This window comes from Fusibacillus kribbianus (assembly GCF_030053595.1).
Taxonomy (GTDB): Bacteria; Bacillota; Clostridia; order Lachnospirales; family Lachnospiraceae; genus Lientehia; species Lientehia kribbiana.
Window position 1 is genome coordinate 87,392 of sequence record NZ_JASGBQ010000006.1, and the last position, 16,081, is coordinate 103,472.

General features: G+C 50.5%; 13 protein-coding genes. All 13 read left to right on the forward strand.

Annotated features, from left to right (window positions below; all coding sequences use genetic code 11):
• Positions 1-74: 74 nt before the first annotated feature.
• Positions 75-725, forward strand: a complete 651-nt coding sequence (locus tag QJ036_RS05810) for a potassium channel family protein (protein WP_283230505.1) — start codon at positions 75-77, stop codon at positions 723-725.
• Positions 722-1,504 (forward strand): TrmH family RNA methyltransferase, encoded by a 783-nt coding sequence (locus QJ036_RS05815; RefSeq protein WP_283230506.1) that lies wholly within the window; start codon positions 722-724, stop codon positions 1,502-1,504. Before QJ036_RS05810 ends, QJ036_RS05815 begins: the two co-directional genes overlap by 4 nt.
• Positions 1,505-1,866: 362 nt before the next feature.
• On the forward strand, positions 1,867-3,471 hold the full coding sequence (locus QJ036_RS05820) for an SH3 domain-containing protein (RefSeq protein ID WP_283230507.1): 1,605 nt from the start codon (positions 1,867-1,869) through the stop codon (positions 3,469-3,471).
• A 148-nt stretch (positions 3,472-3,619) separates the two neighbouring features.
• Entirely contained in the window at positions 3,620-4,045 is a 426-nt protein-coding gene (locus QJ036_RS05825) for an NfeD family protein (protein WP_283230508.1), read from the forward strand.
• A gap of 63 nt (positions 4,046-4,108) precedes the next feature.
• Complete coding sequence (locus tag QJ036_RS05830) at positions 4,109-5,032, forward strand: SPFH domain-containing protein (protein WP_283230518.1); 924 nt, start codon at positions 4,109-4,111, stop codon at positions 5,030-5,032.
• Positions 5,033-5,054: 22 nt separating this feature from the next.
• Complete coding sequence (gene argF, locus QJ036_RS05835) at positions 5,055-6,002, forward strand: ornithine carbamoyltransferase (RefSeq protein WP_283230509.1); 948 nt, start codon at positions 5,055-5,057, stop codon at positions 6,000-6,002.
• A gap of 50 nt (positions 6,003-6,052) precedes the next feature.
• On the forward strand, positions 6,053-6,361 hold the full coding sequence (locus QJ036_RS05840) for a DUF6637 family protein (RefSeq protein ID WP_283230510.1): 309 nt from the start codon (positions 6,053-6,055) through the stop codon (positions 6,359-6,361).
• 3 nt (positions 6,362-6,364) lie between these two features.
• Positions 6,365-7,348, forward strand: coding sequence for a biotin--[acetyl-CoA-carboxylase] ligase (locus QJ036_RS05845; RefSeq protein WP_283230511.1), 984 nt, complete (start codon positions 6,365-6,367; stop codon positions 7,346-7,348).
• 1 nt (position 7,349) lies between these two features.
• Complete coding sequence (locus tag QJ036_RS05850) at positions 7,350-7,676, forward strand: DUF6145 family protein (protein WP_283230519.1); 327 nt, start codon at positions 7,350-7,352, stop codon at positions 7,674-7,676.
• The gene (gene dusB, locus QJ036_RS05855; RefSeq protein ID WP_283230512.1) at positions 7,673-8,662 is read left to right on the forward strand and encodes a tRNA dihydrouridine synthase DusB; all 990 of its coding nucleotides are present in this window, start codon (positions 7,673-7,675) and stop codon (positions 8,660-8,662) included. The genes QJ036_RS05850 and dusB overlap by 4 nt, the downstream gene beginning before the upstream one ends.
• 167 nt (positions 8,663-8,829) lie before the next feature.
• Positions 8,830-9,315 (forward strand): transcription elongation factor GreA, encoded by a 486-nt coding sequence (gene greA, locus QJ036_RS05860; RefSeq protein ID WP_283230513.1) that lies wholly within the window; start codon positions 8,830-8,832, stop codon positions 9,313-9,315.
• Positions 9,316-9,396: 81 nt separating this feature from the next.
• Complete coding sequence (lysS, locus tag QJ036_RS05865; protein ID WP_283230514.1) at positions 9,397-11,322, forward strand: lysine--tRNA ligase; 1,926 nt, start codon at positions 9,397-9,399, stop codon at positions 11,320-11,322.
• Between the two features lie 475 nt (positions 11,323-11,797).
• Positions 11,798-15,751 (forward strand): YDG domain-containing protein, encoded by a 3,954-nt coding sequence (locus tag QJ036_RS05870; protein ID WP_283230515.1) that lies wholly within the window; start codon positions 11,798-11,800, stop codon positions 15,749-15,751.
• Positions 15,752-16,081 lie beyond the last annotated feature (330 nt).

Below are 16,081 nucleotides of genomic sequence, written 5' to 3' on the forward strand. Positions count from 1 at the left end.
ATTTCCTGACAGAAACGATTGCAGATAGAATCGACAGAATAATCAAGCCGATGAAGAATGAGAGAGGGAGACAAATGGCAAAAAAAGAATTTGCGGTGTTTGGACTGGGAGAGTTTGGAAGCAGCATTGCCATCGCGCTGGAGGAAAACGGCTGCCAGGTCCTGGCCGTTGACAGCAACCAAGAAAAGGTCCAGGAGATCTCAGCTTATGTGACCCATGCGGCCTGCGCCAATGTGGCGGATCAGGCGGTGGTCCGGTCGCTGGGGATCCACAATATGGACGGCGTGATCGTGGGAATTGGTGAGAATCTGGAATCCAGTATTATGGCGACCATCTGTGCCAAGGAGTGCGGTGTTCCCTATGTGCTGGCCAAGGCCAACAGCGATATCCATGCCACCGTGTTGAAGCGGGTGGGAGCAGATCAGGTGATCTTTCCCGAGAAGGCCACGGGCATCCGTCTCGGACGAAACCTGGCCTCGGGAAATTTCCTGGAAACCATCGAGCTTTCCAAGAAGTTCAGCATGGTGGAGATCGAGGTGCCGAAGAAGTGGATCGGGAAAACCATCCGGGAACTGAATCTTCGGAGTAAGGGGATCAATATCATTGCAAGAAAGGGCGATCTGGAGGACCTGGTCCTTATCGTGGATCCGGACAGCGTCATCCAGGGTTCTGAGACCTTTATTATTATCGGAAGCAACAAGGATCTGGAGCGGGAGCTTTTATGAGGATCGAGAGCAGCAAAAGCGGGCAGGTGAAGCATGTGGCGGCCCTGCAGAAAAAGGCAAAATACAGGAGAGAGCAGGGGGCCTTTGTGGTGGAAGGACTGAAAATGGTCCTGGAGGCTCCGGCGAACCGGGTGATTTCCATCTACGCCTCCGATTCTTTTGTGAATCAGGGAGGACGGGAGCTTTTAGCCGGACGTTCTTTCACGGAAGTGTCAGACAGTGCCTTCCGGGCCATGGCCGACACCCAGACGCCTCAGGGGGTCCTGGCTGTCATAAAATCCATGGCCTGGGCTGAGAGGGATCTGTACAGGGGAGGAGCGGAGCCGCCGCTTTTAATGATTCTGGAGAATCTTCAGGATCCCGGAAATCTTGGGACCATTATAAGGGCCGGCGAGGGCGCCGGTGTGACCGGGGTCATTATGAGCAGGGAAACGGTGGATATCTACAATCCGAAGGTGATCCGTTCCACGATGGGTTCCATTTACCGCGTTCCCTTTGTCGTGTCTGAGGACCTTCCGGGGGTTCTTTCCAGGTGCCGGCAGGCAGGGATCGTTTCCTACGCAGCCCATCTGAGGGGAGAAAAAAACTATGAGGAAGCAAACTACCGGGGACCGTCGGCATTCCTGATCGGAAATGAGGCTGCGGGGCTTTCGAAGGAGCTTTCCGACGCTGCAGATTTTCTTGTAAAAATTCCTATGAAGGGCGCGGTAGAGTCCTTAAATGCGGCAATTGCAGCATCTGTTTTTATGTACGAAACAGCCCGTCAAAGACGGGCATAAAAGGGAAAAAACGGGGCTTTGGGGCCTCGTTTTTTCTGAAAGGGCCGCGGAGGTCCAAAGCACATGATATAGTGCTGAGGACTCCCGCGGCCTTCTATATGTGGTGGAAGATGTAACAAATTCTTTACAATTTGATGGGCGGGAATTTTGTCGAAAAACAGAAAAATTTGGAAATGGGAGAGAAGTGGTGGAAAGGAACTAAAAATAGGCTGAAAAAAAGAGCAAAGTGGGAAACAGTTGACAAAATAAAAAGTTGGTGCTATGATGGCGGTGTAACAAAGTTGTAACAATTCGAATATTGGCTTAATATTTAGGCCCATATCCGGGGGAAATTGTTACAGCAGGAAACAAGGAGGTATACAATGTTAACCAAAAAGAAAAGCATCGTTTCATGCTTTGTTGCAGGTGCATTGCTTTGTACTCTGACTCCCTGCAGGGATCTGATGGCGGCAGCCGCAGGAGACACTCTGACTGTGGCATCAGCAGAAATCAGCCTGGGATCCGGCCTGGGGGCACAAGACATCAGGAAGACCTCACTGGAAGAGAACATACGAGAAATTGTAATAAAGAGTACAGAGAAGGGCAGTCAGCAGTCTGTCGGGCCGGAAACGGCTGCGGCGCGGATTGCCGGAGCATCTGTGGCAGGCGGTGCCGCCGATTTTGGCTGGGCGGTACAGAACGATCAGCTCGGACAGACGACAAAGCAGTCGGCTGAAAATACGAAAGAAACGACTGGAGCTGAATTGCAGAATATGTCGGCTGCGGCACAGGATAACGGAGCGCTGACGGCACAGGCTGCAGAGGCCGGACAGGAACAGGGCGCACAGGCTGTTGCCCCCGAGCTGCAGAACAAGGCTGTTACGACTGTGGACACATATCAGAATATCCGTCAGGAGCCCTCTGAGGAGAGCGAGATCGTCGGACGTCTCTATGAGGGAAGTGCCGGTGATATCCTTGAGACAGGAGACGGCTGGACGAAGATTTCATCCGGCGGCGTCGAGGGCTGGGTACACAATGAATATATTGTGTCCGGAGAAGCAGCACAGGCCTTTGCCGAGGAAACTCTGGAGCTGGTGGCGACGGTGAAGGAAGACGGCGTGCGGGTAAGAGCAGGCGCTTCCGTGGATTCCACCTGGATCGGAGTTGTCAATGGCGGCGAGGTTTACAGGCTGGTGCCGGAAGAGACGGCGGAAGAAGCAGAAGAGACGGAAGAAAGCAGTGAGACTGCTGAGACGAAGGAAACGGAGACTTCTGCGGCAGCGGAAACAGGAGAAAGTCAGAAGGAGACCGCACAGGCTTCGGGTGCTGAGACGGCAAGCTGTTCCGGCGAGGCTTTGGAGGCTGTGGCAGAGACTGTGACGGAGACCGTTCCCGTACAGGGAGCTGCTCTTCAGACAGAGGGCCAGACAGATCCGGCTCAGAGCGCAGAGAGCCTCGAAGCGGCAGAGCTTCAGTGGGTAAAGATCGTTTACGAAGATGATACAGAAGGCTATGTGTGTGCAGATTATGTGACCACCTCATTCCGTCTTGGCGAGGCCAAGTCCATGGAGCAGGTCCGTGCGGAGGAGGAAGCTAAGGCACAGGCTAAGGCACAGGCAGAAAAGGAAGCAGCACAGGCTGAGAAAAAGAGCAGCCAGTCTGCGGCCGCCGAGTCCGGTTCTGGCTGGGTATCCCTCGGCGAGTTCAAGATCACTGCATACTGCGGCGGAGCATGCTGCAACGGTAAGTGGGCAGGTACCACAGCTTCAGGGGCAACCCCTTCTGAGGGACGCACGATTGCTGTGGCACCCTGGATCATTCCCTATGGTACACAGGTCAAGATCGAAGGCCTGGACGGCGTTTATGTGGCGGAGGATACCGGCGGCTTTGCAAACAGCAACCCGTATCAGATCGATCTGTTCATCGCGGATCATTCCCGTACCGGAAGCTGGGGCGTGAGATACAGAGAGGTCTGGGTTAAGCGGTAAAACAAAAACCAGTGAGACAGACAACAGAATATGGAGAAATTAAGGGAACCGGTGCCTGGGCGCCGGTTCTTTTTGCTTGTAATAGCGGAGAAAATGGGTTATACTGTTTCTGTAAAGTACTGCGCTTTTGATGAAAGGAGTGTGTGCTGTGACAGCGGTGTATTGGCTGATAGCGATTATTGTCCTTCTGGTCATCGAAGCTGTGACCATGGGGCTGACGACCATCTGGTTTGCCGGAGGCGCTCTGGCGGCATTCATCGCCTGCGTGGCAGGCGCAGAGCTCTGGCTGCAGGTGGTGCTGTTTATTGTGATATCTCTGATGCTCCTGTTTTTTACCAGGCCCTTTGCGAAGCGGTATATCAACAAGGAGCCGGAAAAGACAAATGTGGAGGGGCTCATCGGAAAAGAAGCGCGTGTGACGGAGAAGATCGACAACAGGCAGGGAACCGGGGAAGCGGTGGTGAACGGACAGTTCTGGGCTGCCAGATCTGCCGATGATGAGATCATTGAGCCGGAGACCATGACCGTGATCGAGGAGGTCAGAGGAGTCAGGCTGATCGTCCGGAAGCTTTGATGAAGATCTTTAAAACAAGGAGGAACAATTATGAGCAGAGGATTTTTGATCGGTGCGGGCAGTATGGGAGTGATCATTGCCGTTGTCGTTCTGGCAGTGGTGATCCTGTGGATCCTTGCCTCCTGCATTAAGATCGTTCCGCAGGCGAAGGCGGTCGTGCTGGAGCGCCTGGGAGGTTACCGTACCACATGGTCAGTGGGACTTCATGTGAAGGCACCTTTTATTGACCGGGTGGCAAAGAAGGTAAATTTAAAGGAGCAGGTCATTGATTTCAAGCCCCAGCCGGTGATTACGAAGGATAACGTAACTATGCAGATCGATACCGTCGTCTTTTTCCAGATCACGGATCCGAAGCTGTATGCCTACGGTGTGGAGAATCCGCTGATGGCCATTGAGAATCTGACGGCTACTACCCTGCGTAATATTATCGGCGATCTGGAGCTGGATCAGACTCTGACCTCCAGAGAGCTGATCAATACAAAGATGCGGACCCAGCTGGACGTGGCGACAGATCCCTGGGGGATCAAGGTAAACCGCGTGGAGCTAAAAAATATCATTCCGCCCAGAGAGATCCAGGATTCCATGGAGAAGCAGATGAAGGCGGAGCGTGAGCGCCGGGAAAAGATCCTGCAGGCAGAGGGCGAGAAGAAATCCACCATTCTGGTGGCAGAAGGCAAGAAGGAATCGGCGATCCTGGATGCAGAGGCAGAAAAGCAGGCGGCGATCCTGCGGGCTGAGGCAAAGAAGGAAGCGACGATCCGTGAGGCCGAAGGCCAGGCTCAGGCTATTTTGAAGGTGCAGGAGGCCAATGCGGAGGGCATCCGTCTCATTAAAGAGGCCGGTGCAGACAGCGCAGTGCTCCAGCTCAAGAGTCTGGAGGCATTTGCGAAGGCGGCCGACGGACAGGCAACAAAGATCATCATTCCCTCGGATATCCAGGGAATTGCAGGCGGAATCAAAAGCCTGGTAGAAGTGGCAAAGGACTGACAGGACGGAGGATAAGACAACGATGGAGATTATGAAAAGTCTGAAGGGAAGAAATTTCCTGACACTGAAGGATTTTACCCCGGAGGAGATCCAGAATTTTCTGGATCTGGCAGCCGATCTGAAGGCAAAGAAGAAGCAGGGAATCACCGGCAGCAGCCTGAAGGGAAAGAATATCGCACTGATATTTGAAAAGCCTTCTACAAGAACCCGCTGTGCCTTTACGGTGGCGGCCAATGACGAAGGCGGTTTTCCCACTTACCTGGGCAAGGGGGAGATCCAGCTGGGAAAGAAGGAGAGTGTCGAGGATACGGCCAGGGTCCTCGGACGGATGTTTGACGGAATTGAGTTCCGCGGATTTCTTCATTCCCATGTGGAGACGCTGGCAAAGGATTCCGGCGTCGTAGTCTGGAACGGACTTACCGACGATTATCACCCTACACAGATCCTGGCGGATTTTCTCACGATGGAAGAAAACTTCGGACATCTCAAGGGACTGAATTTTGTATTTATCGGCGACGGACGGAACAATATGTCCAACAGCCTGATGGTTGGCTGCGGCAAGATGGGCGTCAACTGCACCATCATTGCGCCGAAGGCTCTCTGGCCGGAGGAGGCTCTGGTGGAGACCTGCCGCGGTTATGCGGAAGAAGCGGGAAGTACACTGACGATCACAGACGATACGGCGGCGGTAACGGGAGCCGATGTGATCTATACAGATGTATGGTGCTCCATGGGCGAGGAGGACAAGGCGGCAGAACGCCTGACTCTGCTTAAGCCGTATCAGGTGAACAGAGCCCTCATGGAAAGCACCGGAAAGGCTTCCACCATCTTCATGCACTGTCTGCCTGCTGTTAAGGGCAATGAGGTGACGGAGGAGGTCTTTGAGTCGGAGCAGTCTGTGGTGTTTGATGAGGCAGAGAACCGGATGCATACCATCAAGGCTGTGATGGTGGCGACCCTCGGAGATTGATGCTCTTCACGGACTCAGGCTTACGAAAGAATCTGGGAGATAGAAGCTTCATGTATAACAGAACAAAAAAGAACCCATATACAAAGCAGACGATTTTTGATGTGTTGTCTGTGGCGGCAGGGCTGGCAGTGATCGGACTGGGGGTCTTTACCCTGATCAAACCGGAGGAAAACAGCTATCTGTTTCCGGTGGTATTTCTGCTGGCGGCAATTTTTCAGTGCCTGGCAGCTGTTCCCAGAATGATGGGCGGCTACGGAAAGGGCAGCGGAAAGAAAAAGGCGCTGGGCATCGGCCTGTTCGTGGTGGCGGGGATCATGCTCCTGCTGGCGGCGGTCAGTGCCATCTGCCTTTGGAGGTAGGTTTTGAAAGCGAGAATATTACAATTACTGCGGGAGCAGGAGGGCTATGTGTCCGGTCAGGATATCTGCCGGCAGCTGTCTGTCTCCCGCACTGCCGTGTGGAAAGCCATCGGCCAGCTGAAGGAGGACGGCTATGTCATTGAGGCCGTGCAGAATAAGGGATATCATCTTCTGGAGGCGCCGGATGTGGTCACGGAGGCGGAAATCCTGTCCAGGCTTCACACCGCATGGGCGGGACATCCCACGGTATTTCTGGAAAAAACTGATTCCACCAACAATGAGGCAAAACGCCGCGCGGAAGCCGGCGCTGCTCACGGGACACTGGTGGTGGCGGAGCTTCAGGAGGCCGGGAAGGGCCGCCGCGGACGGTGCTGGACATCCCCGGGAGGAACCGGCATCTGGATGACTCTTCTTCTGAAACCGGATTTTTCGCCCTCTCAGGCATCCATGCTGACCCTGGTGGCAGCCATGGCGGTGGCTGATGGGATCGGTCGGGCGACCGGTCTGGATGCGGGGATCAAATGGCCCAACGATCTTGTGATCGGCGGGAAAAAGGTCTGCGGAATTCTGACGGAGATGAGCGCAGAGCCGGATTACATCAACCATGTGGTGATTGGAATCGGGATCAATGCCAATATTGAGGAGTTTCCCGAGGAGCTTTCCGAAAGGGCGACCTCCCTTTTCCTGGAATCGGGGAAGAGGGTATGCCGCGCAGAGGTCATTGCCCGGGTATGGGAAGCCTTTGAAAAATATTATGAGGAATTTTTAAAGACGGCGGATCTGTCCCCTCTGAAGGAGGTCTATGAATCGAGGCTTCTCAACATGGATCAGGCAGTCTGCGTGCTTGACCCCAAAGGGGAATGGAAGGGAATTGCCCGGGGGATCGATGAAAACGGCCGTCTTCTGGTGGAGCCGGAAAACGGCAAAAGAATAAAAACAGTGGACTCCGGTGAGGTATCGGTCCGGGGCGTATACGGGTATGTGTGATATGTATGACAAAAAGGTGCTGTGTGGGGCCAATTCCTACACGCAGAAATATTATTTCAATGAAGAGTTTTCCCTGCTTCCGGAGAGCATCCGTCAGGAGCTCCAGGTCCTCTGCGTGCTGTATGTGGAGGACGTGGGAGGGATCCTGACCCTTGAGTTTGATGAGGAAGGGAATCTGGAGCTTCGTGTGGAAAACGAGGAGGCGGACTATCTCTTTGATGAGATCGGAAGCGTTCTCAAGATCAAGCAGATCCAGCGGGAAAAAACGGAGCTCCTGGAATCGTTGGAACTGTTTTACAAAACCTTTTATCTGGGGAAGGATTCATGAACGAAAGGAAAAAGCTGGTGATCGGCAGTGTGGTCCTGGACACTCCGGTAGTGCTGGCACCGATGGCAGGCGTGACAGACCTGCCATTTCGCGTCCTCTGCAGAGAGCAGGGCTGCGGGCTGGTATGTACGGAAATGGTCAGCGCCAAGGCTGTTCACTATAACAACAAAAACAGTGCCCCTCTTCTTGCTGTGGATGACAGGGAACGCCCGGTTTCCCTGCAGCTGTTCGGCTCAGAGCCGGAGCTTTTGGGAGAAATTGCCGCTCGTTTGGAGCCGGGGCCCTATGACATCATTGATTTCAATATGGGATGTCCTGTGCCGAAGGTGGTGAATAACCATGAGGGCTCCTCGCTGATGCGGGAGCCGAAGCTGGCTGGAGAGATCCTGCGGGCCATGGTACGGGCGGTCAAAAAGCCGGTTACCGTGAAGATCCGAAAGGGCTTTACAGAGGCAGAGTCCAACGCCGTGGAGATCGCTAAGATCGCGGAGGATGCCGGGGTGGCGGCCATTGCCGTTCACGGAAGGACAAGAGAGCAGTATTATTCCGGAAAGGCCGACTGGGAGATCATCCGCAGGGTGAAGGAGGCCGTGTCCATTCCGGTCATCGGAAACGGAGACATTTTTACTGCCGGGGATGCGGAGCGGATGTTTCGTGAGACCGGCTGCGACGGAGTGATGGCTGCCAGAGGAGCCAGAGGAAATCCCTGGCTTTTCCGGGATATCCGGTTTCTTCTGGAGAGCGGACGGATACCGGAGCGTCCGACTGTGGCAGAGGTGCGGGAGATGATCCTCCGCCATGGAAAAATGCTGGCGGATTTCAAGGGAGAAGCCATGGCCATGCGGGAAATGCGGAAGCATGTGGCCTGGTACACGGCAGGCTGTCCTCATTCTGCATCGCTTCGGGAGGCGGTGAACCGGGTGGAGACTCTGGCACAGCTGGAGGAGCTTCTGGCAGAGCGGCTGAAAAGCCCGGAAACTGTATAGAGGAAGCGGCAGAAATTATTGACAAGGACTGGCCTTTGGGATATAATACGTTGAATGTGGAGGCTTATAGCCTTTTCCATATCAACGCTGAAAAAGAACATTACAAATGACATATACTATACAACATGATGCGCTGAAAATTTGAAACAGAAAGGGATTTAAGTGGTATGGCAGAAACAAAGAAGAACATTTTGACCTACGCCGGACTCAAGAAATATGAGGATGAGCTGGCAGAGCTTAAGGTGGTTAAGAGGAAGGAGGTTGCCCAGAAGATCAAGGAAGCGAGAGAACAGGGAGACCTTTCCGAGAATGCCGAGTATGATGCGGCAAAGGATGAGCAGAGAGACATTGAGCTTCGCATTGAGGAACTGGAGAAGCTTCTGAAAAACGCAGAGGTCGTTGTTGAGGATGAGATCGCACTGGATAAGATCAGTGTAGGCTGCGAAGTGAAGGTTTACGATGTGGAGTACGAGGAGGAAATGGATTTCCGCATCGTCGGTTCCACCGAGGCCAACAGTCTTCAGAATAAGATTTCCAATGAGTCACCGGTAGGCAGGGCCCTGATCGGCAAGCGTGTGGGCGATACCGTGGTGGTTGAGACTCAGGCCGGAGAGATTGAATATAAGGTGCTTGATATCAAGCGCGTGTCATAATAGAGAACGGCTTTTGCTGCCGGAGCGGAGCCGATAGCTTTTGAAACAAGTAGGATAAAACGACAGTAAAAGAGGGAAAACATGGCAGAGCAGAAAAAAACCCAGGAACAGGATATTGGACAGCTTCTCAAGGTGCGCCGGGAAAAGCTGGCGGGACTTCAGGCAGAGGGCAAGGATCCTTTTCAGATCAGAAAATATGGCGTGAGCCATCACAGCAGTGATATTAAGGAGCAGTATGAGGAACTGGAGGGTAAGGAGGTTTCCATCGCGGGCAGAATGATGTCCAAGCGTGTGATGGGAAAGGCTTCCTTCTGCCATGTTCAGGATCTGCCCGGAACCATCCAGGTGTACGTGGCCAGAGACAGCGTGGGCGAGGAGCCTTATGCGGCCTTTAAAAAGCTGGATATCGGTGATCTGGTCGGCGTCAGAGGAACGGTATTCAAGACAAAGACCGGCGAGATCTCCATTCATGCGGAGGAGGTGACTCTTCTTTCCAAGAGTCTCCAGATCCTTCCGGAGAAATATCACGGCCTCACCAATACGGATCTGCGTTACCGTCAGCGGTATGTGGATCTGATCATGAATCCGGAGGTCAAGGATACCTTTATCAAGCGTTCCAGAATCATCAGCACCATCCGTCGTTTCCTGGACAGCCAGGGTTTCATGGAGGTGGAGACCCCCATGCTGGTTTCCAACGCAGGCGGTGCGGCTGCCAGACCCTTCGAGACCCATTTCAATGCCCTGGATGAGGATCTGAAGCTTCGGATCTCTCTGGAGCTGTATCTGAAGCGTCTGATCGTAGGCGGCATGGAGCGCGTCTATGAGATCGGCAGGGTATTCCGCAATGAGGGCCTTGATACAAGACACAATCCGGAATTTACCCTGATGGAGCTTTACCAGGCTTATACCGATTACCACGGTATGATGGATCTGACGGAAAATATGTACCGGTATGTGGCTCAGGAGGTGCTGGGCACAACCACGATCACATACAACGGAATCGAGATGGATCTCGGCAAGCCCTTTGAGCGTATCACCATGGTGGATGCTGTCAAAAAGTATTCCGGCGTGGATTTCAATGAGATCCATACTCTGGAGGAAGCAAGGGCCGCAGCAAAAGAGCATCATGTGGAATATGAGGAGCGCCATAAGAAGGGCGATATCCTGAATCTGTTCTTTGAGGAATTTGTTGAGGAGCATCTGATCCAGCCGACCTTTGTCATGGATCATCCGGTTGAGATCTCTCCTCTTACCAAGAGAAAGCCGGAGAATCCGGATTATGTGGAGCGCTTCGAGTTCTTTATGAACGGCTGGGAGATGGCCAATGCGTACTCCGAGCTGAACGACCCCATTGACCAGAGAGCGCGTTTTGCAGCCCAGGAGGAGCAGTTTGCCCAGGGCGACGAGGAAGCCAACCATACAGATGAAGACTTCCTTAATGCACTGGAGATCGGTATGCCTCCCACCGGCGGTATCGGCTACGGCATCGACAGAATGGTAATGCTGCTGACCGATTCGGCGGCGATCAGAGATGTTTTGCTGTTCCCGACGATGAAGAGCCTGGATCCCAAGCCTGCTGCAAAGAAGACTGAGACAGAAAAGACTTCCGCTCCTGTTGTGGAGGAAAAGATCGATTTCTCCAAGGTTGAGATCGAGCCTCTGTTCCAGGACTGCGTGGATTTTGAGACCTTCTCCAAATCCGATTTCCGTGCAGTGAAGGTACTTGCCTGCGAAGCAGTGAAGAAATCCAAGAAGCTGCTTCAGTTTACACTGGATGATGGAACAGGTGTAAACCGCACGATTTTAAGTGGAATTCATGCTTACTATGAACCGGAAGAGCTGGTTGGGAAGACCTGCATTGCGATTACCAATCTGCCGCCTCGTGCCATGATGGGCATTGAGTCTAACGGTATGCTGATCAGCGCCGTACATCAGGAAGAAGGAGAAGAGAAGCTCCATCTGCTGATGGTGGACGATCATATTCCGGCTGGAGCAAAGATGTACTAAAAAACGGTGCAGAGAATACAAATAGTATAGTTGTCGGTTTGGGCTCCTGAGAAGCTTCGGCTTTTCAGGAGCTTCTTTTTATATCAATTATTTTTTGAATGTGAGAGTTGCAAAATATCTTAAAAGGTGGGGTAAAATTCATATATCAGATAAAATATACGGAGGATGGCATCAAAATTTATTTTAATCTGCCTATTGCTTTCTGATGATACAGTGTTTACATTATCCATAATGGGCTTCTTTGTTTATATTATTAATGGCTTCGAACACCTTAATATCACCACAATGGAGGCTTTTTTTCATTCACTTGACAGGTGAAAAGCAGTATTCCGTTAAAACACAGGAACTATGCGGCTTTCGGCCTTCTTCATGGCTGTGCCGTGAAGAATCCAGGTTTTATCAGACAATCAGAAGAAACAAATAGAAGGAAAGCGGCAGCAGGGGAATGTGCCGGAAAGGACGGTGGGGGTTCTTTATGAAGAATCATTCATTTAAAAAGAGGGGATTGGGGATTGCACTGAGTTTTGTTCTGTTCATCGGATTTGCGTTTGGGACTATCTCTGTGGTACATGCCGGATCCGGTGAAAAAACGATTGCAGGATTTGGTACGTCAATTATCTCAAATCCGGAAGCTCCGAAAGATCAGGATAGTAACTGGGTGGGAAGTTATGTGTACTTTGGTACCTATAATGGAAGTCCCATGAAATACCGTGTTCTTGATAATAATACAGGTGTATTTGGCGGAACGACCATGCTGCTTGACTGTGACAGCATACTCTATGCGGTAGGCTTTGATAAATATGACGGCGGATCGAATGTCTGGAGTACCTGTCAGTTAAGGTCTGAATTAAACAGTACCTTTTTAGCAAACAGTTTCTCCGGGATTGAGCAAGGTGCCATAGCTGCAAGCGTTAAGGCGAATCCGGATACGCAGGATAAGTCGATTCCATATGCAACCTTTGCGCCTCTTACCGGAGAGAAAATATTTGTTCTGGATGCGGCGGAGGTGACGAATACAACCTATGGATATGGCGATAGCAATAAACTGCAAAGCAGAACGAAAACGGGGATTCGACCGTCCTGGTGGCTGCGCTCTCCTTTAACGAACAGCGGTGGAACTTCTTCCGCAGCTACAGTCGGACAATATACGGCTGGAGTGATCGTGGCAAATTTGGTTTATGAAAAAACTCCCGGCGTATCTCCTGCTCTGAATATCGATTTGTCCAAAATTCTGTTCTTATCCGTTGTTGATGGAACCGCCGGACAGACGGGTGCGTCCTATAAAATGACACTGTTAGACAGCAGCAAAAAAATTCAGCTTACCGGTGGAAAGAGTGTCACCTATACACCGGAAGGCGTGATTACCGTTCCTTATACTTATACCGATGGGGCAACAGCGGACGCAGAAAAAGTCAATAGAATTTCTTATATGATCACAGATAAGACGTATACGTCAAATAATGCTCAGGTGCTGGCTTATGGCGCTCTGCAGAATATCAAAAATGCGAATGGAGAGAGCTCTTCTGCTGCAGACGCGGCTACAGGGACAGGAACCTTTGTATTATCCAGTGATTTAATAAATAAGGAATTAGGAAAAGATTATCATCTGTACATTTTTGCAGAGCATGTGAATGACACTTCTGCTACGGATTATGCCTGCAGCCCGGTGGAAATTACGGTTTTTCGTCCTGCACATAACCATACCTGGACATATTCTGCTTCAGGGAATGAAGTGAAGGCATACTGTGTGAACACAGTAAATACAGAGGAGTGCAGTTATCAGCGGGATCATGCTCTGGCAGTGTCTGTTACAGCAGTGGATGCCCTGTATTCCGGTAAGCCGTATCAGAAGGCAACAAAAACCGATGAGATTTCTTCTGTTACCGGAGCGAATGTCAGTGGTATCAAATATTACAGTATTTCTGAGCAGGGCGCGGAAAGTGCTCTGGCCGGTGCGCCTGTCAATGCAGGAAAATATAAGGCAAAGGTGACAGTGACAAGCGACAACGGCATTTTTACAGCCGAGCAGGCCTTTCGTATTGATAAGGCGTCAATCACTCCAACGGTTTCCATCACCGGATGGACGTATGGGACGGAAAAACATGAGCCTTCGGTTACCGGGAACACAGGCAACGGAACAGTGACCTTCACTTATAAGGTTAAGGGTGCCTCAGACAGCACCTATACCGAAAATGTTCCTGTCAATGCAGGTGAGTACACGATTCGTGCCAGTGTTGCGGAAACGGATAACTATAAGGCAGGAAGTGCTGCCGCCGATTTTACCATCAATCCTGCTGCGGTTACTGTATCCGGTATTACTGCGAAGAACAAAACCTATGACGGCAATGATACAGCCACTCTGGATTATTCCGGTGTGACCTTTGCCGGAAAGCTGGAGGGGGACACGCTGACGGTTACTGCAGAAGGAAACTTTGATGATGCAAAAGCCGGTGTAAAGAAAAATGTTGTACTTAAGAATTTCATTCTGGCCGGTGCCGACAAGGATAATTATGTGCTGGCAGCAGAAGGAAATCAGGCTTCTGCAATGGCTGACATTGAAAAAAAGGAGGTTGGTGCTGTCCTTACTGTGTCCGAAAAAGCTTATGACGGGAAAACGAATGCGCAGGTAGAAGCTTTGGTAAATCAGGAGAACCTGATTCCCGGAGACAGTATTACTATTTCCGGCCTGAAAGGATATTTTGTAACGGCAGATGCGGGAGACAATAAAATCGTTAATATTGATTCATCCGGCAAAACGATCACAGGAACAGGTGTGGACAACTACAACGTAAAGCTTCCTGATCATGCGGCAGGAGCGATCAATAAAGCTCCTTTGACCGTAACCGCCAGGGCAAACACGATCATCTACGGTGATGAACCGGCCGATAATGGTGTTGAATACAGCGGTTTTGTGAATGATGAAACGGCAAATGTGCTGGGAGGTACACTGAAATATAGCTTCGATTACAATCAGTTTGATAATGTGGGCAATCGCTATAAGATTACCCCGACAGGTCTGACTTCTGTTAATTATGATATCCATTTTGTTGACGGTATTCTGACCGTAGAGCAAAAAGAGATTTCTATTCAGTGGGATTCTTCCGGACTTACATACAACGGAAATCCGCAGATCCCAAAAACGACGGTGTTGGGAACAGTGGGAGATGATGCAATTTCTCTTACCCTGTCCGGGGAACAGACGAATGCGAATGCCGGTACAGAGACATCTTACACAGCAGCTGTAGAGGCCATTACCGGAGCAAAAGCAGGAAATTATAAATTACCTGCGGATGTGACAAAGAATTTTACGATCGATCCAAAAGAAATTACAGCTTCTATGGTAGAAGCGCAGAAAGAATTTCTGCATACAGGTGAAATAATCACGCCTTCCATTCGAGTAAAAGATGGAGAGAACGAGCTGAGTAAAGATGAAGATTACGTATTATCCGGAGATCTTTCATTCATTGAAGTCGGAAGCTATATGACTGTAGTTGAAGGAAAAGGGAATTATACCGGGACCGTAGAGGTGCCTTATAAGATTGATGACAGAACTGCTCCGTCCGGAAAAATAAAAGCAGGAACAAATGAATGGACGGATATTCAGAATAATATCAATTTTGATGAGATCTTCTATCGGCAAAAGCAGACCGTGACCATTACAGGGGAGGATGGTGAAAGTGGAGTAGATAAAATATACTATTTCCTCAGTTCCAGTGAAACAGTTATGGGGGAGGATGAACTGGCAGAGCTTTCCGACGATCAATGGACAGAACTGAAGGAAGGCAGTTTTGATCTGTATCCCGATAATAAGTATGTGGTCTATGCAAAAATTATGGATAAGTCCGGTAACATAACCTTTGTTTCTTCGAATGGTATCGTTTTGGACAGCACTGCTCCTGTAATTGCAGGAATCGAAAATGAAAAGACCTATTGCGGTGGAGTTACATTTACTGTTTCTGACAATGGGAAGCTTAAAATTGTGAAGATTGATGGCAGGATTGCGGAAGTGGCAGATAATGGAAATTATATGATTTTTGCAGGTGATCAGAAAGAAACTCATGCCATCGAGGCTGAAGATAAAGCCGGAAATATAAGCTTATGCACGATTACGCTAAATGCAAAAGGAACACATATTTTTTCGGATTGGGAGGAAATAAAGCCGGCCGCTTATGGAGAAGATGGCGTCAGGAGTCGTTTCTGTCTGGCCTGCGGGTTGGAAGAAACAGAAAAAATTAAGGCATTAGGAGCGGAGGATCCGCCTGCTGAGGATAATAACGGAAAGGGTTCCGAAACGAGTACCGGAACAAATACCTTAGGCACGGCGGATACATCAGATCCGACAAGTATGGTATTTATTATGTTTTTGATGTTGTTTTTCCTTTCATCAGGAACAATGGCAGTAATGACTTTACGCAGAAAACGCGGATAAAATAATTATAACGAGCCGCAGGATGATGGAAATAACTTGAGAAAATCGGGATTGGTGTAGTTTGCAATGCAGTCCGAAAACTATGAGAAATGAAAGAAGGGGATGTTGCACAACTAACAAAAATTAGTTGTGTAGCATCCCTCTTTTCATACCCCAAAATCAGTAAAAAACAGAAAAGCAGGTTCCGAAGAACCTGCCCTCTGTGGTATTGAAGAAGCAGACTGCTACGTCTGTACCCAGGGCCGGATCCTGTGGAATGTAGGAAAGAGGAAAAAGACCAGTGTTACCGGGTATGAATCCAGACAGGATATATACCGGTGTGAGGATTGC

Excerpts from the sequence above, each read along its gene's own strand:
- QJ036_RS05810 (WP_283230505.1), top strand. The coding sequence starts at position 75 with ATGGCAAAAAAAGAATTTGCGGTGTTTGGACTGGGAGAGTTTGGAAGC.
- QJ036_RS05815 (WP_283230506.1), top strand. The coding sequence starts at position 722 with ATGAGGATCGAGAGCAGCAAAAGCGGGCAGGTGAAGCATGTGGCGGCC.
- QJ036_RS05820 (WP_283230507.1), top strand. The coding sequence starts at position 1,867 with ATGTTAACCAAAAAGAAAAGCATCGTTTCATGCTTTGTTGCAGGTGCA.
- QJ036_RS05830 (WP_283230518.1), top strand. The coding sequence starts at position 4,109 with ATGGGAGTGATCATTGCCGTTGTCGTTCTGGCAGTGGTGATCCTGTGG.
- argF (WP_283230509.1), top strand. The coding sequence starts at position 5,055 with ATGGAGATTATGAAAAGTCTGAAGGGAAGAAATTTCCTGACACTGAAG.
- QJ036_RS05840 (WP_283230510.1), top strand. The coding sequence starts at position 6,053 with ATGTATAACAGAACAAAAAAGAACCCATATACAAAGCAGACGATTTTT.
- QJ036_RS05850 (WP_283230519.1), top strand. The coding sequence starts at position 7,350 with ATGTATGACAAAAAGGTGCTGTGTGGGGCCAATTCCTACACGCAGAAA.
- dusB (WP_283230512.1), top strand. The coding sequence starts at position 7,673 with ATGAACGAAAGGAAAAAGCTGGTGATCGGCAGTGTGGTCCTGGACACT.
- greA (WP_283230513.1), top strand. The coding sequence starts at position 8,830 with ATGGCAGAAACAAAGAAGAACATTTTGACCTACGCCGGACTCAAGAAA.
- lysS (WP_283230514.1), top strand. The coding sequence starts at position 9,397 with ATGGCAGAGCAGAAAAAAACCCAGGAACAGGATATTGGACAGCTTCTC.
- QJ036_RS05870 (WP_283230515.1), top strand. The coding sequence starts at position 11,798 with ATGAAGAATCATTCATTTAAAAAGAGGGGATTGGGGATTGCACTGAGT.